This is a genomic window from Sinorhizobium fredii USDA 205 (genome assembly GCF_001461695.1).
Taxonomy (GTDB): Bacteria; Pseudomonadota; Alphaproteobacteria; order Rhizobiales; family Rhizobiaceae; genus Sinorhizobium; species Sinorhizobium fredii.
This window is the reverse complement of record NZ_AUTC01000164.1, coordinates 13,187-35,999: the sequence shown is the minus strand read 5'-3', so window position 1 is coordinate 35,999 and position 22,813 is coordinate 13,187. Positions and strand designations below refer to the sequence as shown.

16 protein-coding genes and 1 pseudogene are annotated in these 22,813 nt (G+C 62.8%); 13 read left to right on the top strand and 4 right to left on the bottom strand.

Translation table 11 applies throughout. The annotated features are described in order from the left end of the window. Window positions 1-75: 75 nt before the first annotated feature. From N181_RS23945 to fabI, 4 genes and pseudogenes are all read left to right on the top strand, one after another. Window positions 76-2,289, top strand: a complete 2,214-nt coding sequence (locus tag N181_RS23945) for a DUF3141 domain-containing protein (protein ID WP_060563943.1) — start codon at window positions 76-78, stop codon at window positions 2,287-2,289. Window positions 2,290-2,312: 23 nt separating this feature from the next. Next, a pseudogene (locus N181_RS32300) lies at window positions 2,313-3,242 on the top strand (phosphate acetyltransferase); the annotation flags it as partial. Between the two features lie 30 nt (window positions 3,243-3,272). Then, window positions 3,273-4,457: an acetate/propionate family kinase gene (locus N181_RS23940; RefSeq protein WP_037435152.1), complete on the top strand. Its 1,185-nt coding sequence runs from the start codon at window positions 3,273-3,275 to the stop codon at window positions 4,455-4,457. A 19-nt stretch (window positions 4,458-4,476) separates the two neighbouring features. Then, complete coding sequence (gene fabI / locus N181_RS23935) at window positions 4,477-5,262, top strand: enoyl-ACP reductase FabI (RefSeq protein ID WP_037435139.1); 786 nt, start codon at window positions 4,477-4,479, stop codon at window positions 5,260-5,262. A 24-nt stretch (window positions 5,263-5,286) separates the two neighbouring features. On the opposite strand, the gene N181_RS23930 is transcribed toward fabI, so the two are convergent. Together N181_RS23930 and N181_RS23925 are read right to left on the bottom strand one after the other, a co-directional pair. After that, window positions 5,287-6,762: an NAD-dependent succinate-semialdehyde dehydrogenase gene (locus tag N181_RS23930; protein WP_037435138.1), complete on the bottom strand. Its 1,476-nt coding sequence runs from the start codon at window positions 6,760-6,762 to the stop codon at window positions 5,287-5,289. Between the two features lie 128 nt (window positions 6,763-6,890). Next, window positions 6,891-8,159, bottom strand: a complete 1,269-nt coding sequence (locus N181_RS23925; RefSeq protein WP_037435150.1) for a 4-aminobutyrate--2-oxoglutarate transaminase — start codon at window positions 8,157-8,159, stop codon at window positions 6,891-6,893. Between the two features lie 226 nt (window positions 8,160-8,385). On the opposite strand from N181_RS23925, the gene N181_RS23920 reads away from it, so the two are divergent. The 5 genes from N181_RS23920 (at window position 8,386) to N181_RS23900 (ending at window position 14,679) form a co-directional block, all read left to right on the top strand. After that, complete coding sequence (locus tag N181_RS23920; protein ID WP_037435136.1) at window positions 8,386-9,213, top strand: MerR family transcriptional regulator; 828 nt, start codon at window positions 8,386-8,388, stop codon at window positions 9,211-9,213. Between the two features lie 353 nt (window positions 9,214-9,566). Further along, the gene (locus tag N181_RS23915; protein WP_037435149.1) at window positions 9,567-10,742 is read left to right on the top strand and encodes an acyltransferase family protein; all 1,176 of its coding nucleotides are present in this window, start codon (window positions 9,567-9,569) and stop codon (window positions 10,740-10,742) included. A gap of 16 nt (window positions 10,743-10,758) precedes the next feature. Continuing rightward, entirely contained in the window at window positions 10,759-11,874 is a 1,116-nt protein-coding gene (locus N181_RS23910; RefSeq protein WP_037435134.1) for a glycosyltransferase family 2 protein, read from the top strand. Continuing rightward, a complete protein-coding gene (locus N181_RS23905; protein ID WP_037435132.1) occupies window positions 11,864-12,886 on the top strand; it encodes a glycosyltransferase family 2 protein in 1,023 nt (340 codons plus the stop codon). The genes N181_RS23910 and N181_RS23905 overlap by 11 nt, the downstream gene beginning before the upstream one ends. Beyond that, on the top strand, window positions 12,886-14,679 hold the full coding sequence (locus tag N181_RS23900) for an ABC transporter ATP-binding protein (RefSeq protein ID WP_037435147.1): 1,794 nt from the start codon (window positions 12,886-12,888) through the stop codon (window positions 14,677-14,679). The genes N181_RS23905 and N181_RS23900 overlap by 1 nt, the downstream gene beginning before the upstream one ends. 66 nt (window positions 14,680-14,745) lie before the next feature. Here the strand turns inward: N181_RS23900 and fba are convergent, their stop codons facing one another. After that, window positions 14,746-15,792: a class II fructose-bisphosphate aldolase gene (gene fba, locus N181_RS23895; protein ID WP_037435130.1), complete on the bottom strand. Its 1,047-nt coding sequence runs from the start codon at window positions 15,790-15,792 to the stop codon at window positions 14,746-14,748. 754 nt (window positions 15,793-16,546) lie between these two features. Here fba and N181_RS23890 point away from each other — a divergent pair. From N181_RS23890 to N181_RS23875, 4 genes are read left to right on the top strand one after another with little or no spacing between them, the layout of a single operon-like run. Then, complete coding sequence (locus N181_RS23890) at window positions 16,547-18,145, top strand: peptide ABC transporter substrate-binding protein (RefSeq protein WP_050994739.1); 1,599 nt, start codon at window positions 16,547-16,549, stop codon at window positions 18,143-18,145. Between the two features lie 53 nt (window positions 18,146-18,198). Further along, window positions 18,199-19,122 (top strand): oligopeptide ABC transporter permease OppB, encoded by a 924-nt coding sequence (gene oppB / locus N181_RS23885; protein ID WP_037391734.1) that lies wholly within the window; start codon window positions 18,199-18,201, stop codon window positions 19,120-19,122. Next, window positions 19,115-20,245 (top strand): ABC transporter permease, encoded by a 1,131-nt coding sequence (locus N181_RS23880; protein ID WP_037435128.1) that lies wholly within the window; start codon window positions 19,115-19,117, stop codon window positions 20,243-20,245. Before oppB ends, N181_RS23880 begins: the two co-directional genes overlap by 8 nt. A gap of 1 nt (window position 20,246) precedes the next feature. Further along, window positions 20,247-21,848, top strand: coding sequence for an ABC transporter ATP-binding protein (locus N181_RS23875; RefSeq protein WP_037435127.1), 1,602 nt, complete (start codon window positions 20,247-20,249; stop codon window positions 21,846-21,848). A gap of 591 nt (window positions 21,849-22,439) precedes the next feature. Here the strand turns inward: N181_RS23875 and N181_RS33415 are convergent. Then, the gene (locus N181_RS33415; RefSeq protein WP_141322192.1) at window positions 22,440-22,688 is read right to left on the bottom strand and encodes a hypothetical protein; all 249 of its coding nucleotides are present in this window, start codon (window positions 22,686-22,688) and stop codon (window positions 22,440-22,442) included. Window positions 22,689-22,813: the final 125 nt, after the last annotated feature.

Sequence of the window (22,813 nt, the reverse complement as noted above, 5' to 3'; positions counted from 1 at the left end):
AGCGCTCGACAAGGAGCGCTAGCCTATGCAGACCAGAATGGGACCGACCTTCGGTCAAGGCGAGGAGTGGACATTATGCCCAAGCATTCCACCATCCCGACAGTGCCGACATTTCCAGACGCATTCGCCTACTCGCTCGATGCCTGGCAGCGCTCCATTCTGTTTCTCGATGTCATGCGCCAGCGAGGCGAGCAGTACGAGAAGCACACGGCGCAGACTGCTCCGCACGTGCTGAATTACGAAGCGGAGCTCGTTGTTGACGGCCGCAAGCTCGAAAAGCCGGTCAATTACGCACTCGTGCGGATCATCCCGCCCGAGGGAATCGTGGTCGACCCGCTGAAACGACCCTTCGTTGTCGTCGATTCGCGCGCCGGCCACGGACCTGGAATTGGCGGCTTCAAGGCCGACAGCGAGATCGGAGTGGCGATGAAGGCGGGCCATCCCTGCTATTTCATAGGCTTCCTTCCGGAGCCCGTTCCCGGCCAGACGATCGAGGACATCGCCCGCGCCGAAGCGGTCTTCCTCGAGACGGTCATTGCCCGCCATGCCGATGCCGACGGCAAGCCCTGCGTGATCGGCAACTGCCAGGCCGGCTGGGCCGTCATGATCCTCGCATCGCTGCGTCCGGAACTGTTCGGTCCCATCATCATTGCCGGCACGCCGCTTTCTTATTGGGCGGGGGTCAGAGGGCAGTACCCGATGCGCTATTCGGGGGGACTGCTCGGCGGCAGCTGGCTGACCGCGCTCACCGGCGATCTCGGCGCCGGCATATTCGATGGCGCCTGGCTGGTGCAGAACTTCGAGAACCAGAACCCGGCCAATACGCTTTGGACCAAGCAGTACAATCTCTACTCGAACGTAGACACGGAGGCGGAGCGCTATCTCGGCTTCGAGCGCTGGTGGGGCGGACATGTGACGCTGAACGCCGAGGAGATGCAGTTCATCGTCGACGAACTTTTCGTCGGTAACAAGCTCGCCGCGGCCGAAATCCGCACCTCCGACGGCACCGCCATCGACCTGCGCAACATTCACTCGCCGATCGTCGTCTTCTGCTCGAAGGGCGACAACATCACGCCGCCGCCGCAGGCGCTCGACTGGATTCTCGACCTCTACGACAGCGTCGACGAAATCCGCGCGCACGGCCAGACCATCGTCTACGCCGTGCATGAGAAGGTAGGGCATCTCGGCATATTCGTCTCCGCCGGCGTCGCGCGGAAGGAGCACGACGAGTTCGCGTCCAACATCGATCTCATCGATGTGCTGCCACCGGGTCTCTATGAAGCGGTGCTGGAGCCCGTAAGCGAAATTGTCGAGGGCAGGGACTTGATCGCCGGTGAATGGGTGATGCGCTGCGAGGCCCGAACGCTGGACGATATCCGCGCGCTCGGGGGCAACGATCTCGAGGACGAGCGTCTCTTCGCCGCAGCCGCGAAGATCTCCGATATCAATCTGGCACTTTACCGAACCTACCTGCAACCGACGGTCAGGGCCATGGTGACACCGCCCATGGCGGAGGCGATGCGCCGCATGCATCCGCTGCGCCTGCAGTACGAGGTCGTCGGCCCGAGCAATCCCTTCATGGCCTGGATTCAGGCGGCCGCCGAGCATGCCCGCGAAAACCGCAAACCCGCATCCGCAGAGAACCCATTCCTGGCGCTGCAGGAAAACGTGTCGCGGCAGATCGTTGACGGGCTGGAGGCCTGGCGTCAGACGGTCGAACGCCTTTCGGAGGACACGTTCCGCGCCGTCTATGGTTCCCCTGTGCTGCAGACCGCGCTCGGTATCGACAGCAATTCCGACCGCCGGCCGCGAAAACCGGCGAAAAGCCGCCTGCACGAGGCGCTGGTGGAAGCAAGGATAGCTTCGCTCAGAGCCGAGATTCCCGAGGGTGGGCTTCGAGAGGCCCTTGCCAGGGCCCTGCTGTTCGTCGGAAAGGCGCGCGGTGGTGCCGACGAGCGGGGCTTCGAGGCAATCCGCCGGCTGCGCCGCGCCCATACGACGGCAAGTCAATTGACCCTTCCGGAGTTCAAGGCGCTGCTGCGCAAGCAGTATTTCATACTGCTGATCGACGAGGAGGCGGCTCTTTCAGCAATCCCGAACCTGCTGCCGGAAGATCTCGAGGAACGCAGCTCCGCATTCAATTCTCTGCGGGAGGTCCTGCAGGCGTCCGGAGCCGTAACCGGCGCCGCAGCCGAGCGACTGGAGCGCATCGAGACGCTCTTTGGTCTCGGCGGTGAGACGGTGCCGTTCGTGTCGCGCAAGACCGCGCGCGAGCGCAAGACATCCTGATTGAGCTGTTAGGAGGGTCCGCTGTGTCCGAGGTGACTGCACTGACGGCCGAGCCGTCCAAGTACGACCGCCTGATCGCCGCCGCGCAGGCCGAAACGCCCGCGGTCACGATCGTTGCCCATCCCTGCGACGAGACCTCGTTGCGCGGCGCGCTCGAAGCGTCGGAAATGGGGCTCATCAAACCCGTGCTCGTGGGGCCGGAAGCGAAGATCCGCTATGTGGCGGCGGAGCATCGGCTCGAAATCGGCGGCATCGAGATCGTCGATGTACCGCACAGTCACGCCGCCGCGGCCAAGGCGGTTGCGCTCATTCGTGAAGGCAAGGGCGAGCTTCTGATGAAAGGGAGCCTGCATACCGACGAACTGATGCATGCGGTCGCCGCCTCCGCCACAGGTCTCAGGACCGATCGGCGGATCAGCCACGTCTTCGTCATGGATGTCCCCGGGCATGCAGAGACGCTGTTCATCACCGACGCAGCCATCAACATCTTCCCGGATCTCGAAGCCAAGCGCGACATCGTGCAGAACGCGATCGATCTCTGGGTGACGATCGGGCTGGGAGAGCCGCGGGTTGCGATCGTTTCAGCGGTGGAGACGGTCACGGCGAAGATCCCATCGACAATCGAAGCGGCGGCGCTCTGCAAAATGGCCGAGCGCGGCCAGATCACCGGCGGCCTCATCGACGGACCGCTCGCCTTCGACAATGCGATCGATCCGGAGGCGGCCCGCATCAAGGGGATCACGTCACCGGTGGCCGGCCATGCCCAGATCATCGTTGTGCCGGATCTGGAGGCCGGCAACATGCTCGCCAAGAACCTGACCTTCCTTTCCCACGCCGACGCGGCCGGCATCGTTCTCGGCGCGCGCGTGCCGATCGTGATGACATCGCGGGCCGATTCGGTGCGAACGCGTCTCGCTTCCTGCGCCGTCGCGGCGCTCTACGCGGCCCGGCGCGGGCTGCGCAAGTGGCGGCGGTCTGACGTGATGAACGCGCTCCTCGTCGTCAATGCCGGCTCGTCCAGCCTGAAGTTCCAGGTCTTCGGCATAGCCGAGGCGGGCCTGACGCGCCAAGTACGCGGCCAGATCGGCGGCATCGGTACGCGACCGCGCCTGCAGGCAAAGGGTGCAGGCGGAAGCGTGCTTGTCGATCAGAGCTACGCCGCGGAAGCCGTTCGCGACCTTCCGGCCGCCATCGCGGCAGCGCGCGAATGGCTGCTGACGCTCGAGGGGCTTGAACTGCGCGCGATCGGCCATCGCGTCGTGCATGGCGGGCCGGACTTTGCGCAGCCTGTGCTGATCGACGCGACGGTGCTCGACCGCCTCGCCAGCTACCAGGATCTGGCACCGCTGCACCAGCCGAACAATCTGGCGCCGATCCGGCTCGCCATGGAAATCAATCCCGACGTACCGCAGGTCGCCTGCTTCGATACGGCCTTCCACCGCGGGCACCCGGAGCACGCCGATTGCTACGCGCTGCCGCGGGCGCTCTATGATCAGGGCGTGCGGCGCTACGGCTTCCACGGGCTTTCCTACGAATACATCGCCGAGCGGCTGCGCGAGATCGCCCCGGAAGCCGCCGGCGGCAAGGTTATCGTCGCGCATCTCGGCAGCGGCGCGTCGATGTGCGCGCTGCGCGACGGCCGCAGCGTCGAGAGCACAATGGGCTTCACGGCGCTCGATGGCCTGCCGATGGGAACACGTCCGGGCCAGCTCGACCCGGGCGTCGTGCTCTATCTCATCTCGGAGAAGGGCATGAGTGCCGACGCCGTCTCGGACCTCCTCTACCATGAGGCCGGTCTCAAGGGTCTTTCCGGAATCTCGAACGACATGCGCGAACTTTTGGCAAGCGACGATCCGCGCGCCGCGTTCGCCATCGCGCATTTCGTCCATCGCTGTGGGCTCAATGCAGGGATGCTGGCGGCGGCGCTTGGTGGGGTTGACGCATTCGTTTTCACGGCGGGCGTCGGCGAAAATTCCGCGCCGATCCGCGCCCGGATCGCCGAAGGCCTCGCATGGCTTGGCGCCGAACTCGACCCGGCGGCGAACGATGCCGGCAGCGCGCTGATTTCGACCGCCACCAGCCGCGTTGCATTTCATGTCATCCCGACCGACGAGGAACTGATGATCGCGCGCCATACGCTGGCGCTGATCAACACCCATCAAGCCTGATCCGCCGGAGGCGCACCTTATGTCCATTCCTACCGTCAAGGCCAAGTTGCTTGAAGGCCGCAAGGGTCTCATCGTCGGCATCGCCAACAACCGCTCGATAGCCTGGGGTTGCGCCCGCGCTTTCCGCGCCTTCGGGGCCGAAGTGGCGATCACTTATCTGAACGACAAGGCGAAGCCCTATGTGGAGCCGCTGGCGCGCGAGCTCGAGGCGCCGATCTTCCTGCCATTGGACGTTGCCGTGCCCGGCCAGATGGAGGCGGTCTTCGAGCGCATCGCGGAGACCTGGGGAGAGCTCGACTTCGTCGTCCACTCGATCGCCTTTTCGCCGAAGGAAGCGCTCGGCGGGCGGGTGACCGACGTTCCGCGCGATGGGTTCCTGACGACGATGGACATCTCTTGCTGGTCTTTCATCCGCATGGCGCAGCTCGCCGAACCGCTTATGAAGCGCGGCGGGACGCTCTTTACGATGACCTATCACGGGTCACAGGTCGTGGTGGAAAACTACAACATTATGGGCGTCGCCAAGGCGGCGCTCGAGAGCGCCGTGCGCTACATCGCAGCCGAGCTCGGACCGAAAGGCATTCGGGTGCACGCGATCTCTCCCGGCGCGCTTGCGACCCGCGCCGCGTCCGGCATCCCCGAGTTCGATGCGCTCCTCGAAAAGACGAAAGTGAAATCGCCGACGCGCGAACTTGTCGACATCGATGACGTCGGTGTCGCCACGGCCTTTCTCGCGCACGACGCTGCGCGGCTAATCACCGGCCAGGTGCTCTACGTCGACGGCGGCTACCACATCATCGACTAATCGCGTCGGCAGTGGCGACTAGTCTCAGATATTGCCCATGCAGAGATATTTCATTTCGAGATAATCCTCGAGACCGTGGCGCGAGCCCTCGCGGCCGATGCCGGACTGCTTGATGCCGCCGAAGGGGGCTGCCTCGGAGGACATGCGGCCGGTGTTGATGCCGACCATGCCGTATTCCAGCGCCTCGGCGACATGCCAGACCCGCTTCAGATTCTCGGCGTAGAAATAGGCGGCAAGGCCATAGATCGTGTCGTTCGCCTCGGCCACCACCTGCTCGGCGGTCTCGAAGCGGATGATCGGGGCGATCGGCCCGAAGGTCTCCTCCTGGGCGGCGCGCATGTCGTGTGAAATGCTCGTGAGCACGGTCGGCTCGAAAAAGGTGCCTTGCCTTCCGATCCGCTTGCCGCCGCAGCGCAGTTCAGCCCCCTTCGCCAGCGCGTCGGCAACATGCGCCTCGATCTTCTCGATCGCGTGGCTATCGATCATCGGCCCGATGGTGGCGCCGGCGGAAAAGCCATCGCCGACGCGAAGCTCGCGCACCCGCGCGACGAATTTATCCGCGAAGGTGTTGTGCACCGCCGATTGCACATAGATGCGGTTGGCCGAGACGCAGGTCTGGCCGGCGTTGCGGAATTTCGCCTGGATCGCCCCATCCACCGCCTCGTTGATATCCGCATCGTCAAAGACGATGAAGGGGGCATTGCCGCCGAGTTCGAGGCTCACCTTCTTGATCTGGTCGGAACATTGCCGCATCAGGAGCCGTCCGACCTCGGTCGAACCAGTGAAGCTGATCTTGCGGACCTTGGGGTTGCTGCAGAGCTCGCGCCCGATCGGGGCGCCTTCGGAAGCATAGAGCAAATTGAGGACGCCCGCGGGGAAGCCTGCCTTCTCGGCAAGCACGAACATCGCCCCGGCGACTAGCGGCGTTTGCTCGGCGGGCTTCAGCACAATCGTGCAACCGGCGGCAAGCGCTGGCGAGATCTTACGGGCAACCATCGAAGCTGGGAAATTCCACGGCGTGATGGTGCCAACGACACCGACCGGCTGCTTGATGACGAGCATGCGGCGGTCATTGGCAGGCGCCGGAAAAGTCTCACCGTAGACGCGTTTCGCCTCCTCTGCGTACCACTCGATATAGGAGGCGGCATGCAGAACCTCGCCCTTGGCCTCGCCTAGCGGCTTGCCCATCTCGGCGGTCAGGATGGCGGCGAGATCGTCGACATGCCCCACGATCAGGTCGTGCCAGCGGCGCAGGATCGCGCTTCGATCCTTGGCCGGCTTGCCCGCCCAGATCGCCTGAGCCCGCGCCGCGGCCTCGATGGCGGCTTGCGCGTCTTCGACCCCCATGTCGGGAAGCGTCGCCAGCAATTCACCGGTCGAAGGGTTGAAGACCTCGAAGGTCGTGCCGTCCAAGGCGCCAGAGGGCCGGCTGACAGTACCGAGCGTGGCGAATTGGCCCGCGGCGCGAATATGCTTGGTGAGTGCCGTTGTCAGGGCCATGGCGCGTCCTCCGGCGAGGCACACCGCGGCTCAGTAGGCCTCGCTCTTATTGTTGTGGGCCGGGACGCAAAATAGTGCGCCCCCGAGCCGTGTTCGAACAGGCGCGATAGCCGTCGCCCGATCCGTCGTCAACCGCGCGCTTCGAGGATCGATGCTTCGAGGATATCGAGCGCCTCCGCGAAAACCTCATCCTGGATGGTGATCGGCGCCAGGAAGCGGATGACGTTGCCATGGACGCCGCAGGTCAGCAGGATTAGCCCTTTTTCAAGGGCGATCAGGCGGACCTTGTTGGCGAATTCGGCGCTCGGCAGGTTTGTCTTCAAGTCGTTGAATTCGACTGCGTTCATGAAGCCCGGACCTCGAATGTCGACAATCTCGGGCGCCTTTTCGCGGATCTGCGCAAGACGCTGCTTCAGACGGTTGCCGAGCTGGTTGGCCCGTTCGCAAAGTTGTTCTTCCTCGATCACGTCGAGAACGGCGTGCGCCGCGGCGATGCCGATCGGGTTGCCGCCATAGGTGCCGCCAAGGCCACCCGGTCCCGGTGCGTCCATGATCTCGGCACGGCCGGTCACCGCGGCGAGCGGGAAGCCGCCGGCAAGGCTCTTCGCCATCGTCATCAGGTCCGGAGCGACATCGTGATGCTCCATCGCGAAGAGCTTGCCGGTGCGGGCAAAGCCAGTTTGGACTTCGTCGGCGATCAGTAGGATGCCATGCTGGTCGCAGATCTCGCGCAGCGCCTTCATGAAGGCGGTCGGCGCCGGATAGAAGCCGCCTTCGCCCTGGACCGGCTCGAGGATGATCGCCGCGACGCGGCCGGGATCGACGTCGGCGGCAAACAGCTTCTTCAGCGCTGCGAGCGACTGCTCGACGCTGACGCCGTGGAGTTCGATCGGGAAGGGGGCATGGAAGACGTCGGCCGGCATCGCGCCGAAGCCGACCTTGTAGGGCACGACCTTGCCGGTCAGCGCCATGCCCATGAAGGTGCGGCCGTGGAAGCCGCCGCCGAAGGCGATGATGGCCTGGCGTCCGGTCGCGGCGCGCGCGATCTTCACGGCATTTTCGACTGCCTCGGCGCCGGTGGTGACGAAGATCGTCTTCTTCGCAAACTTGCCGGGGACCAATGCGTTCAGCCGTTCGGCCAGATGCACGTAGTTCTCATAGGGAACCACCTGATGGCAGGTGTGCGTGAAGCGATCGAGCTGTGCCTTGACGGCAGCGATCACCTTCGGATGGCGGTGACCGGTGTTGACGACGGCGATACCGGCGGCGAAATCGATATAGCGATTGCCTTCCTTGTCCCAGATCTCGGCATTTTCGGCGCGGTCAGCATAGATCTGCGTGGTCATTCCCACACCGCGGGAAATGGCGGCGTTCTTGCGGTCGGTCAGGCTGGTCATCATCGCTGTCCTGTGTAAGGGTTGGCAGATATATTGCATTTTTTCTGCAAGATTTTATTGAAAGAGGTACATCTTTTGACATGGAAAGCAAATCAAATTTGGTGATCGAGGCAACACTACGACTGATGACCACGCCTTGTGAAACGGCAAGGCTCGCAGATAGATTGCCGCAAGCTGCCGAAGGCTGGGAATCGCGTCCTATTCGGCGCCGGAAGGATAGGGACTGATGAGCGGGGCGGGCAACATACGCTACAAGGTGGCCGAGGCCGCGAGGCTCGCCGGCGTCTCGGCTTCGACCCTACGCCTATGGGAAACCCAGGGTCTCGTCGTGCCCGAACGTTCGGCGACTGGGCACCGGCAATATACCGAGGCGGACCTGGCGCGGCTGAAGCGCATTTCCTGGTTTCGCGCCGAGCGCGGCCTCAACCCGGCTGCGATACGCGAGGCCCTGGAAGCCGAAGGCGCGGCAAACGACGAGTCCGGGCCTGCAGCGCCACCGGAAGGCAATGCCGATCTGCAGGTCGGGCGGAAGCTGCGGAGCCTCAGACATGCGGGGGGCAAGACGCTGGAGCAAGTAGCCGGCGACGTCGGTATCGCACCGTCGGTACTCTCAACGCTGGAGCGAACGTCCCAAGGCGTCTCAATTGCCGTGCTGCACAATCTTGCCGAATATTTCGGAACGACTGTCTCGAGCCTGGCGGGCGAGGAGGAGCCGCAGGCGCGCGTGCTCGTTCGCGCGGGCGAGTGGCGCAATTGGCCGCGCACGACGCCGGGCGTGACCGTGCAGATGCTGGCGGACGGCAAGAACCAGATGGACTGCCACCGCTTCGTCTTGGCGCCCGGCGCATCAAGCGAGGGGGCTTACCGTCACGAGGGCGAGGAGTTCGTCTATGTGCTTGCCGGCCGCGTCGAGTTTGTGCTCGACGGAGATCAGTTCTATGACCTCTACCCGGGCGACTCCCTCTATTTCGAGAGCCGCCGCCGCCATGCCTGGTCGAACCGCCATGATGGCGAGACCGTGCTTCTGTGGATCAATACGCCGCCGACATTTTAGGTGAACGGGCAAAGCTTTACGCCGAAGATTTGATGTAATGTCGCGTGCCTTCTCTGCAGCTTGTTAGACGTATTGCCAAAATCTTTGCAACTAGGGTCGTTTACCCGCCGAGCCATGCTCCGTTGCAGACACGACACACTCCACAGGGCCTTTGTCAATCTGCGGGAATCCTTGCAGATGGCGTGCCAAAGTTTGGCCCTATTCGGACATACATTCGCACACGCTCGCCTAAACTATCTTCAACTTTCCGAATCTCGGCTTTTCGAGAGCATCGGGCGATAACAATCATGCCGGCCCAGGGAACGATGCCACCAGGGGAGAATCCCGCAAAGGTTTAACTCGGGGGGATGCTCATGCAAATTGCGCGCGACCGTCAGTTAGATGGCCTACGAGCCGTTGCCGTCTCCTTGGTCCTGTACGCCCATTTCTTCGCGGCTGACGGATCGCACTGGGGCCATATCGGCGTAAGACTATTCTTCGTGCTCAGCGGCTTTCTGATCACCCGGTTGCTGCTGGACGCACGCGCCGACACGCGCTTCGAAGCCGGAACAGCCCTCGGATCCTTCTACGCGCGCCGGGCGCTACGCATCTTTCCGCCCTATTTTGCCGTGCTTGGATTCGTTTGGCTGATCGGCCTGGAGCATTCCAAGGAAGTGCTGGCCTGGCACGCGCTTTATCTTTCCAATTTCTGGTACGCGCTCCAGAACGAGTGGACGCCTTGGGTTCTCTGTCACACCTGGAGCCTGAGCATCGAAGAGCAATTCTACATCGTCTGGCCGCTGGTCGTCCTGGTCGCGCCGCGACGTTCGATTGCCGGTATTTGCGTCGGGGTCATCGCATTTTCGCTCGCCTTCCGCTTCTATTGGCCCCTGACCGGAACGCCGTCTCTGGCGCGGGATCTGCTGCCTCCGGCTTCGATGGACGCATTGGCCGCGGGCGGGCTGTTGGCCGTTCATCGGTCGAGGAACGAAGCCTGGCCGCAATGGGTCCGGAAAAGCTGGATCCCGCTGATGGCTATCTCTTTGATCATCTTGTGGCTACGCCCCGTGCCGAAGACGCCACTCCTCGAATGGTTGGCATGGGTTGGGCTTGAGATCTTTCCGTTGGTGCCGCTGGCTTTGCTCGTCGGCAGTTGCGCGCGCGGCATCGCAGGTCCCTTGGGCCGCCTCTTCGAATGCGCGCTGATGACTGCCCTCGGCCGCATCAGCTACGGTGTCTATCTTTACCACGCGATCGTCCTCGCTGCTGTCGTCCAGGCGCAATCCTTCATTCCCGTCCATGTCTCGGAGCAGGGGATGGGGCGCTTTCTGGTCGCGGGCGCCGGGACGTTGGTCCTCGCCTCGATCTCGTGGTTCGCCTTCGAACAGCCGCTGAACGCGCTCAAGCGCCACTTTCCCTACGTTCGCCGACGAAGCGGCGGGGCCGCCACGGTCCGCATCGGCCCTGGAAGAGGAAACGACGATACCCCCGCGTACCTGCGGGCGTCGGGCGATCGCGCCAAAGCCTTCGAGACCTCCGATGTTCACTAAACACGCGAGCCGAACCATGCCCACCCCCTTGGTGTCCGTCCTATTGCCCGTCTACAACGGAGAACCCTATCTCGCCGCCGCGCTCGAGAGCATTCTGCGTCAGGACTACAAGCACCTGGAGGTCGTCGCGATCGACGACGGATCGACGGATCGCTCACTTGAAATCCTCGAGCGCTATCGCAAGGCCGATGGCCGTGTTTCCATTCTTTCACGGGAGAACCGCGGCCTGATTGCGACCTTGAATGAGGGGCTTGGGCTCGCCAAAGGGGACCTTGTGGCGCGGATGGATGCCGACGACGTCGCCTATCCGTCCCGCTTCTCCCGCCAGGTCGCGTTGTTTGCCGAAGAGCCACAGCTCGCCCTGTGCGGCACAGGCATCGACACCCTGATCGGCGATCGCATTGTCCGCGGCAGACCGAGCCCGATCTATCGGCGGGACAGCATGCGCATCCTGTCGATGTTCTTCACCATCTTTCTCCACTCGACCGTGATCTACAACCGCAAAGCCATTCCTGACGACACGCTCGTCTATGACCCGGGCTACCCGCATGCGGAAGATTTCGATCTGTTCAGGCGGATCGCCGATCGTTTCCCGGCGGCGATGATCGACGAGCCGCTGGTTGCCTATCGGATCCATGACGCCAGCGTGACGAGCAAGCATCAGCGGCAGATGCGCCAGACGCATCTGAAGATCGTTGCGGAAAACCTTGAACGAAATGACTTTTTTGGCGATGCAAGCCCGCTTCGCGAGGTCGGCGCGGCGGTGACACGAGACACGGTCGGAACTGCTGCCGAATTCATCCTCTCTCTTGAGACCAAGATTTCCACCTGTCCCGCCGAGACGCGCAAAGCCTACGAAGACGGCATCCTGTGCTTCTTCTACTTCCTCTACCAAATGATCGTCGATGAAGAGCGGCCGGAGCTGACGCACGAGTTTCTGACGCGAGCCGGCAAATGGCAGCTTATTCGACGCCGCGAGCGCTACGGCCTGCTCGCCGGTGCGCGCCTACCTTGGTGCAGCCGCCTTTCAATCGCGGCGACCAGAAGAGTGGATTGGCTGGCGCGCTACATGCAGTCCGTGCCGGCAGCTAGCGTCCTTCCTCAGCATGGTGTGGTCTGCGATGGCCTTTGAAGAGACCGTTGGAGCGGACAAGCACGTCGGCGCCGTTGCCACGCCGAAGGGCACGCGGCCTTTTGCGAGCTTCATCGTCTGTACCCGCGACCGGGTCGGGGCGCTTGTCGCATGCATCCGGTCGATCGAGGCGGCCTGCGCCGCATTCCCCGCCATCACCTGTGAGCTTGTAGTGGTCGATAACGGCTCTACCGACGACACGCCGGACGAACTGCGCCGTGTCGCCGCCTCCTCGAATATGGTGATGACGCTCGTCATCGAGCCGCGACCAGGTCTTGCGGCTGCGCGCAACGCAGGAATGGAACGGGCTCGCGGTCGGATTCTCGTATTCATCGACGATGACTGCGAAATCGGCCGAACCTATCTGTCCGACCTGGAACGACACTATGTGAACGGTGACCAGCGCGTTGTCCGCGGGGGACGCGTGGAACTCGGCAATCCCCTTGACCTCCCCTTCACGATCAAACGATCGAAGGTGCGCGAGCGACTGACCAGGGACGTTCATCCCGGCGGCTTCGTGCTCGGTTGCAACATGACCATGCATCGTGAGGTCGCGGCTCTTGTCGGCCCGTTCGACGAACGGTTCGGAGCTGGTGCGCCCCTGCAATCCGCGGAGGACACGGACTATCTCGTGCGTGCCTACCGCCTGGGCATTCCGGTCGAATATGTGCCTGACATGACGGTCTTCCACCATCATGGGCGAAAAGCCCGCGCAGCCATCGAGAAGCTTCATCGCAGCTATAGTCTGGGGAACGGCGGGCTCTGCCTGAAGCACCTCTTCAGGGCGCCTTGGCTCCTCCGGCACTTCTGCTGGACCCTTCGGTCGGCGTGGTGTCAATCCTTTGGGGGGGACAGGTTCGACCCCGAACTGCGACTCTCCCACTGGCCCATCGTATCGATGAACCTGATGGGCGCGGCGAAGTTCGCATGCCTCGTCATGGCAAGCCGGGCAGAGCCGACGGAATTGCGTCGTATCGGCGAGACGACACCGGGACTGGAGCGAGGTCGATGATGTTGCGTTTCCTGATGCCGGGCTTCGAGCTGTTGCACCATGCGCTCGGGCGGCAAGTGCGCCTGTTGCCCCTGGTCGTCATCCTCGGGCTCGCGAGTGCGGCGCTCGAAGGTGCTGGTATCGGCCTGATCATTCCGATGCTCGGCATCATTGCCGGCAGCGAGGATGCCGCCGGGCTCAGCGGCATCTCCGCGGCCTTCCAGCAAGTAGGGGCCGGACTGGACGAGAGCGACAGGCTGCTGCTGATCGCGGCCGCGGTCCTCGCTCTGATCATCCTGAAAAACGTGTTTGCCTTTGCAAACACCGTGCTCACCACCTTCATCTACGGGAAGGCCAGCCATTCCATTCGAAGCGCGCTCTCGGACCAGCTCTTGAGGATAGGCTACCCCTTCTTCCTGCAGCAAAACCCGGGCCGCTTGCTCAACATCATCTCAAACGAATCCTGGCGCGCCTCCGACGCGATCCAGACTGTGCTCGCGGCGATCGTGAATGGCTCGGCCACGATCATTCTGCTCGCCTGCCTCCTGCTCCTGTCGTGGCAGATGACGCTGTTCGTCGCGCTTGGTCTCGTCCTCGTCCAGATCACACATGCGGTGCTCTCGGCGACGCTCAAGGGCCCCAGCCGCAACGTCACCTCTTTCAACAGCGAACTTGCGGCCCGAATGCTGCATCTCGTCCATGCCGGCAGGCTGATCCGCGTCTTCGGGCAGGAAAGCCGCGAAAAGACAACCTTCGACGCGGCGTCGGATTCCGTTCGCCACGCCGGCTTCGTGCTGCAGACCCGACAGGGAGTCCTGCCGCCACTTACTGAAGTTCTGCATTCCGCCCTGTTCCTGGCGGCGGTCGTGAGCGCCTGGTTCGCCGGCGTGAGCTTTCCGGTGATCGTCGCCTTCGTGGTGCTGCTCTATCGGCTGCAGCCGCATGTCCGCGCCCTGCAAATGTCCTGGAGCCAGATCCAGGGCTGGAGCGGATCGCTCGAAGAGGTGAGGTGGCTGCTGGATTCATCGGACAAGCCGAAGCCACCGTCCGGCAGCAAGCCGGTTGACGGATTGCATAGAGGCATCGAATTCGATCGGGTGACCTTCAGATATCCCGGCTCGGACGCTCGCCCCGTGGTGCTGCGCTCCACTACCTTCGAAATCTTCACCGGCCGCTCGACGGCGCTCATCGGCCGATCCGGCGCCGGTAAGACGACGATCGTCAACCTGCTATGCCGGTTCGTCGAGCCGGACGAAGGTCGCATCCTCATCGACGGCGTCGCGCTCGACCAGATCGACCCTGCCCAATGGCGGCGCCAAATCGCCGTCGCCAGCCAGGATCTGGAACTCGTGGACGGGAGCATTTACGAAAACATCACCTACGGTCAGGAGGCGACGGTAGCGGAAGTCGTTCGTGCGGCAAAGTTGGCCGAGGCGCATGGCTTCATCGAAAACCTGCCGCAGGGCTACGAGACAGTGGTGGGTTACCGGGGCGCGAGCCTTTCCGCCGGGCAACGCCAACGCATCGCGCTCGCCAGGGCGCTAGTGCGCGACCCGGCGATCCTCATCCTCGACGAAGCAACCAACGCCGTCGACGGACTTTCGGAAGCGGCAATCGTCGAAACGCTCAAACTGCGCGCGGGCCGGCGGACGACCATCGTCATCAGCCATCATCGAAGCACGATTTCGTTCTGTGACGACGTCGTGGTTCTCGGCAGCGGGCGCGTCAAAAGCCAGGCGCGTCTTGCCGAGGTGGCGTCGCTCAGCATGGACCAACTCTACGAGCACGAGGCACCGCTGGAGAGCCAAAGCTGAAACAAAAAAGCGATGCCGTGCGCCCCTGCGGGTGCACGGCATAGCAGCGTTCCAACCTGATGAGCGTCAGGCCGCCTTGGCGTAGCGCTTGGCCATATCGGGCAGCCTCAGCACCCGGATCTTCGACGCCTGGCCGGCCGCACGGAAAGCCTCGAAGCGCTCCTTGCAGACCTCGGTCATATGGGCGATGGCCGGCTTCAGGTAGTTGCGCGGATCGAAATTGTCCGGATGTTCGATATGGTGCTTGCGGATCTCGCCGGTAAAGGCGAGCCGGAGATCGGTATCGATATTGACCTTGCGGACGCCGAGCGGGATGGCCTTCTGGATCTCCGAGACCGGCACGCCCCAGGTCTTCTTCATCTTGCCGCCATAGGCATTGAAGAGTTCCTGAAGGTCGGCCGGCACGGAGGACGAGCCGTGCATGACGAGGTGGGTGTTGGGCAGCCGCTTGTTGATCTTGGCGATGGTTTCGATCGACAGGATTTCGCCGTCCGGCGCACGGGTGAACTTGTAGGCGCCGTGGCTGGTGCCGATCGCTACCGCAAGCGCATCGACGCCGGTCTTGGAGACGAAATCGAACGCCTGGTCGGGGTCGGTCAGCAATTCCTCGCGCGACAGCTTGCCTTCGAAGCCGTGGCCGTCTTCCTTGTCGCCGGCGCCGGTCTCGAGGTTGCCGAGGCAGCCCAATTCGCCTTCGACCGAAACGCCGGCTGCATGGGCGATCTTCACGACCTCGGCCGTAACCGCGACGTTATATTCGTAGCTCGCGACGGTCTTGCCGTCCTTTTCCAACGAGCCGTCCATCATCACCGAGGTGAAGCCGTTGGTGATCGCCGAAATGCAGGTCGACGGCTGGTCGCCGTGGTCGAGATGCAGACAGACGGGGATATGCGGATACTCTTCCGCCGCGCCGAGGATCAGGTGGCGCAGGAAGGCGTCACCCGCATAGGCGCGCGCGCCGCGGCTTGCCTGCAGGATCACCGGGGCGTCGGTCGCGTCGGCGGCGCGCATGACCGCCTGGATGTATTCGAGATTGTTCACATTGAAGGCCGGCAGCGCATAGTCGTTCTCCGCCGCATGGTCGAGCAATTGCCGCAACGTGATCAATGCCATTCGAAATCTCCCTGATGGTGGTGCGCCTCACTCCCGGCGCCACGAATTGATGCGGGGTTCAGCCGCCGAAGCACGCCGTTCACCCGGCGATGCGGAGCACGTGCGAGCGCGCTTCGATACGTCCGGAACCGGCGTGCCGGACCCAACTCAAACGCACAATAATTGATGCTGACCTTTTGGCAACCGGGCCAAAGGCCGCTTGGGACACTTGATTGACGTGCGTCAGGGGAATTTGCTGTGGATGAAAACCCGCCCCGTCAGAAATCACCACATTCGCTTTCTGGTTGGTGGTGGCGGTTGCGGGAAATGGTTGGAGGAGCGACGCGTTCCGGATTGCTCCATCGTCTCGCGGCGGCCCACCGTTTGGTTGCGCGCGAAGTCTGCTGACGACACGCAATGCGCGCGCCTCGCAAAAAGATTGCGAAAGGCGTTCAAAATTTTTCTGCATATTACGTAAAGTGCCAAATCTATTCATGAAGTTTGCACAGAGCCGACAGTTTGGCGCCACAGACCGGGGCGGGGTTCGATTTGCCTTCTGATCTAAATCGTTGCAGTTGCGGGTTTCCGGCGCATAATCCGAAAGCTGAACATGTCGCAGAGGCGACGGAATCCATCGTAAAGATGCAATGCAACCATCGCGATTATCAGAATTTCGTTTTATAAAGGAGGGTGCAAAATCGCCTTGCCTTTGGTGAGAATTTGCACTTCTCTCCTGCGATCAACCACACTCAAAACGAGGGGAAGGAGAAGAAAAATGGCTTCACTGAAATTCAACCTCAGCACGGCCGCACTGATCGGCTCGCTGCTTATCGGCGCGAGCCCGGCGCTCGCTGAAGCTGTGTTGCACCGCGGCAACGCTGGCGAGCCCCAGACGCTCGACCAGGCCCACACCTCCATCAACATCGAGGAATTCATCCTCAAGGACCTTTATGAAGGTCTGACCATCTACGATGCCGCCGGCAAGATCGTTCCGGGTGCCGCCGAAAGCTGGGAGCTTTCGGATGACGGCGTCGTCTATACGTTCAAGCTGCGTGCCGATGCCAAGTGGTCGGACGGCTCGCCGGTCACCGCCGAGGACTTCGCCTTCTCGTTCCGCCGTGTCGAGGATCCGAAGACGGCGGCCGAATACGCCAACATTCTCTTCCCGATCAAGAACGCCGAAAAGGTCAACAAGGGCGAGCTGCCGGTCGACCAGCTCGGCGTGAAGGCCGTCGATGAAAAAACGTTCGAGGTTACCCTCGAGCGGCCGACACCCTTCTTCCTGGAACTGCTTGCACACCAGACGGCGCTGCCGGTCAGCAAAGCGAGCGTCGAGAAAAACGCCGCCGACTTCGTCAAGCCGGGCGTCATGGTTTCGAACGGCGCCTTCAAGCTGACGGCGCATGTGCCGAACGACAGCCTGACCGTCGAGAAGAACGCCAGCTATTGGGATGCCGCCAACGTCAAGCTCGACAAGGTGATCTTCTACCCGATCGACGACCAGGCTGCCTCGGTGCGCCGCTTCGAAGCCAAGGAAATGGACCTCGCCTACAACTTCTCCGCCGACCAAATCGAGCGGCTGCGCACGTCCTATGGCGACCAGGTCCACGTCTCGCCGACGCTGGCGACCTATTACTACGCCTTCGACACGCGGCAGGAGCCCTACAGCGATGTCCGCGTCCGCCGGGCGCTATCGATGGCGGTCGATCGTGACTTCCTCGCCAAGGAGATCTACAGCGGTTCGCAGCTCCCGTCCTATTCGATGGTGCCGCCGGGCATCGAGGGCTACGGCGATCCTGCCAAGGCGGACTTCGCGGACAAGTCGCAGCTTGATCGTGAAGACGAAGCGGTCAAGCTGATGAAGGAGGCCGGCTACGGCGAGGGCGGCAAGCCGCTGAACATCGAGATCCGCTACAACACCAACCCGAACCATGAGCGCGTCGCAACGGCCGTCGCTGACATGTGGAAGAACACCTTCGGCGCCAAGGTTTCGCTCGTGAACCTCGACGTGTCTTCACACTACGCCTACCTGCAGGAAGGCGGCAAGTTCAACGTCGCCCGCGCCGGCTGGGTTGCCGACTATGCGGACGCGGAAAACTTCCTGGCGCTGAGCGTCAGCACCAACAAGACCTTCAACTACGGTCACTTCGAAAACGCCGATTACGACGCGTTGATGAAGAAGTCCTATGAAGAACAGGATCCGGCAGCGCGCTCGAAGGTCCTGCACGAGGCCGAGACCCTGCTGATGAAGGAACAGCCGATCGCGCCGTTCCTCACCCAGGCGGACCTGTGGCTCGTCTCGGGCCGCGTCAAAGGCTGGCAGGACAATGCGCCGAACGCGCATCTCAGCAAGTTCCTGAGCATCGCCGAATAACGAACAGAGGCGACGCGCGGGCTCCCCCGTGCGTCGCCTCCGGAGCCAAGTCCATGATCTCCTTCGTCCTTCGCCGGCTGGCGAGTGCGGTGCCGACGCTGTTCATCGTCGTCACCATATCCTTCTTCTTGATGCGGTTTGCCCCCGGCGGCCCCTTCAACCTCGAGCGTCCTCTCCCGCCCTCCACGATGGAGAACCTGATGAGGACCTATCATCTCGATCAGCCGCTCTGGCGCCAATACGGCATCTATCTCAGCAATGCGGTGACCGGCGACTTCGGTCCGAGCTACATATACCACGACAACAATGTCGCGCAGTTGATCGGCAAAGGCTTGCCCTATTCGATGGAGCTCGGCTTCTATGCGCTGATACTGGCCGTCGTCGGCGGCGTCATCGCCGGCACAATCGCCGCACTTCGGCAAAACAGCTTCCTCGATTTCGCGATAATGTCGGTGTCGACGATCGGCGTCACCGTTCCGAATTTCGTCGTGGGCCCCGTGCTGACGCTGATCTTCGCGATCATGCTGTCGTGGCTTCCCGCCGGCGGCTGGGGAGACGGTTCGTTCCGCTTCCTGATCCTGCCAATGATCGCCCTTGCGCTGCCGCAGCTTGCCGTCTTTGCCCGGTTGACGCGCGGCTCGATGATCGAGGCGCTCAACACAGACCATATTCGCACTGCAAAGGCCTACGGCCTGCCATCGCGCACGGTCGTGGTGACGCACGCGATGCGCGGCGCCCTGCTGCCGGTCGTTTCCTACCTGGCGCCCTGTGCGGCCGCCCTTCTCACCGGTTCGGCCGTGGTCGAGACGATCTTCACCATTCCTGGCGTCGGCCGCTATTTCGTTCTTGGCGCGATCAATCGTGACTACACCCTGGTGATGGGTACGGTGGTCCTCATTGCCATCTTCGTGATCGTCTTCAATCTCCTGGTCGATATTCTCTACGGCCTGCTCGACCCGAGGGTTCGCCATGACTGATATCGTCCAGGCACCGGCGGGCTTGCCGGAAACCAAGGGGCGCAGCCTCTTCCAGCTCGCGGCGCTGCGCTTCCGCCGCAATCGTGCCGCCATGACCGGCTGCATCATGCTGGTGCTGATCGCGCTCTTTTCCTTTGTCGGGCCGCTGTTCTCGCCGCATAGCTACGACCAGGTCTTTCCATCCTATGTGTCGATCGGCCCGAGCCTCGAGCCCCGGCCTGACACCTCGACGCTTCAGGAGGTCATGGAAAGTGTCGCGGCGCGGGCTCGCGTGACGCTCAGGGAATTCAACGTCGAAGGCGAAGCCTTCACCGCCACGGTCACCTCTGAGCAGCCGATCGATCCGCGTGCCACGCGCTACTTCGACAGGGCCAACGAATTCGAGAACACCAAGGTGGTGGCGACCGAAGACGACGGCCGGACGCTGAAGGTCGAAGGTCAGGTCGACCGCGAATACTTCCCGTTTGGCACCGATTCCAACGGGCGCGACCTGCTCGTGCGCGTCATGCTCGGCGGTCAGATTTCAATCGCCGTCGGCCTGCTGGCAAGCCTCGTCTCGCTCGGCATTGGCGTCGTCTACGGCGCCACTTCGGGCTATATCGGCGGGCGTGTCGACAACGTGATGATGCGCTTCGTCGAAATCCTCTATTCGCTGCCCTTCGTCTTCCTCGTCGTGGTGCTCGTCGTCTTCTTCGGCCGCAGCTTCGTCCTGATCTTCCTGGTGATCGGCGCGGTCGAGTGGCTGGACATGGCCCGCATCGTGCGGGGCCAGACGCTGGCTCTAAAACGGCGCGAATTCGTCGGGGCGGCGCAGGCCCTTGGGCTCACCGACTGGCAAATCATCCGGCGGCACATCATTCCGAACACCATCGGCCCGGTTATCATCTTCGTTACCGTCGTCGTGCCGAAGGTGATCCTGCTCGAGAGCTTCCTGTCGTTCCTCGGCCTCGGCGTGCAGGCGCCACTGACGAGCTGGGGCGCGCTGATCTCCGAAGGGGCAAACAACATCCAGTCGGCGCCGTGGCTGCTCATCTTCCCGGCCACCTTCTTCGTCGTCACGCTGTTCTCGCTGAATTTCGTCGGCGACGGCCTGCGCGATGCGCTCGACCCGAAGGACCGTTGACATGACAGAGATGAAGGACTCCATTCTTGCCGTGCGCGGCCTCACAGTGGATTTTTCGACGCCGGACGGCAGGGTCGAGGCCGTCAAGGGCATCGGACTCGATGTTCGCACGGGCGAGACGCTGGCGGTCGTCGGGGAATCCGGCTCGGGCAAGAGCCAGACGATGATGGGCATCATGGGCCTGCTCGCCAAAAACGGCACGGTCACCGGCTCGGCGCGCTATCGCGGCCAGGAACTCGTCGGCCTCCCGCCGAAGGCGCTGAACGGCGTGCGCGGCTCGAAGATCACCATGATCTTCCAGGAGCCGATGACCTCGCTCGATCCGCTCTACCCGATCGGCCGGCAGATCTCCGAACCGATCGTCCATCACCGCGGCGGCACATTCAAGCAGGCGAAGAAGCGCGTCCTCGAACTCCTGGAGTTGGTCGGCATTCCGGAACCCGCTCGCCGCATCGACAGCTACCCGCACGAACTCTCGGGCGGCCAGCGTCAGCGTGTGATGATCGCCATGGCCCTTGCCAACGAGCCGGACATCCTGATCGCCGACGAACCGACGACGGCGCTCGACGTGACCATTCAGGCGCAAATCCTCGATCTGCTCAAGTCGCTGCAGCGGCGCTTCGGCATGGCGATCGTGTTGATCACCCACGATCTCGGCATCGTCAAGCACTTCGCTGACCGCGTGGCCGTGATGCGCCGCGGCGAGGTGGTGGAAGAGGGGAGGACGACGGAGATTTTCGAGCGGCCCAAGGCGGATTACACGAAGATGCTGCTCGCCGCTGAACCGAGCGGCCGCAAGGCCCCGCCGGCGCGGGGAGCGCCGATCATTCTCGAGGGTCGAGACGTGGCCGTCGAGTACGCTATCGGCAAGGGTCTGTTCGGCGGTTCGTCCTCCGCCTTCCGGGCAGTTGACGGCGTCAACCTGCGCCTGCGACAGGGCCAGACGATCGGCATCGTCGGGGAGTCCGGTTCGGGCAAATCGACGCTCGGGCGGGCGCTGTTGAGACTATTGCCGAGCAGCGGCTACTACCGCTTCGGCACGACCGACATCTCCGGCTTCGACCGGGGCGCCATGCGGCCGCTGCGCCGCGAACTGCAACTCGTCTTTCAGGATCCCTACGGCTCGCTATCGCCACGCCTGACGGTGGGCGAGATCATTACCGAGGGCCTCTATGTGCATGAACCGGAGCTCAGCCGCGCAGAACGCGACCGCCGCGCCATTGCGGCCCTGAAGGAAGTCGGCCTCGATCCGGCTTCGCGCAACCGCTATCCGCACGAGTTCTCAGGCGGCCAGCGCCAGCGCATCGCCATTGCCCGGGCGGTGATCCTGAAGCCGAAGGTGGTGATCCTCGACGAACCCACCTCGGCTCTCGACCGTTCGGTACAGGGCCAGGTGATCGAACTGCTGCGCGACCTGCAGGAAAAGCACGGTCTTTCCTACATCTTCATCAGCCACGATCTTTCCGTCGTGAAGGCGATGTCGGACTATGTGATCGTCATGAAGAACGGCCGCATCGTCGAAGAAGGGGAGACGGACGCGATCTTCGAAGCGCCGAGGGAGTCTTACACCAAGACGCTGATGGGAGCGGCGTTCAACGTGTGACATCGCAGGCGAGCGGCGACGGTTATCGGCGTCTGCGCTCGACTTTTCCGCTGAATCAATTGGCCGCGGCGCCACGACCGAAAAGCTGCCGCCCTCAGATCGCCGAAAATCGGCCCCCTGTGACAATCTCGTGACAGAATTGTCACAGGGGGATCGTCGTGGCTCAATTCGCGGATGAGGGACGCCCTGCAAATATCAGCAGTCCAGCCGGAGGATCTGTGGAGCTGGATGGCGGGTTTCTGAGCTCCGCCGATCAAGGGCGCTTTCTTGTTTATACTTTGGTCGTAACGGCCACCTGCACGATCGCTGCGGCCGCAAGTGCCGTCCTTTTGCCGGATATACGGCCCGTGCTCCTGCGGGAAGACGGAATCATCGAAACTGGCAGCGTAGCCTTGCTGGGCGCTGCTGTCTTCGAAGCGTTGCTGGCACGATTCTGCTGGGCTCGCGTGCGTCGCTTTTGATTGCCGGAGGGCCGGGGCTTGCCGAGCGGATAGACGAAACAAGCTTGGGCGCCAGGCTCTTCGATTTCCAGCCGCCGCGTCTCTATGGCGGCGGCGAGTCGGATGGGTTCCACGATCTGCTCATCCTGGCCTATCGCGTGCTGCGCGGCGTCAGCGAAAGCTGGGCCGTCGCCTGGGTCGGACTGATACTCGTCGCTTCCGTCGGGATCACTGGTTCACGGATCAGGTCCTGCTTTCTATCCACATAGGATTTATAGGGCTCGCACAGGTTATCGATGTGGCCACCAGTTCCAGGATCATGGCGGCTGCGGAAGAAATGCTCGAGATCAATGCAGCACTTGTGCTCTTGTTCTACTTTGGCCAGCAGAGCCATCGCCACTACGGCCGTCCTTGTCCGGCAGGCTGAACTGCTTCAGTTTGGCGGGCCGCCGTCAACGGCGGCTGGACTGCAGGTAGACACCGTTCGATTACGCGCTCGTCGAGATCGGCCAACTTCAAGCGGCC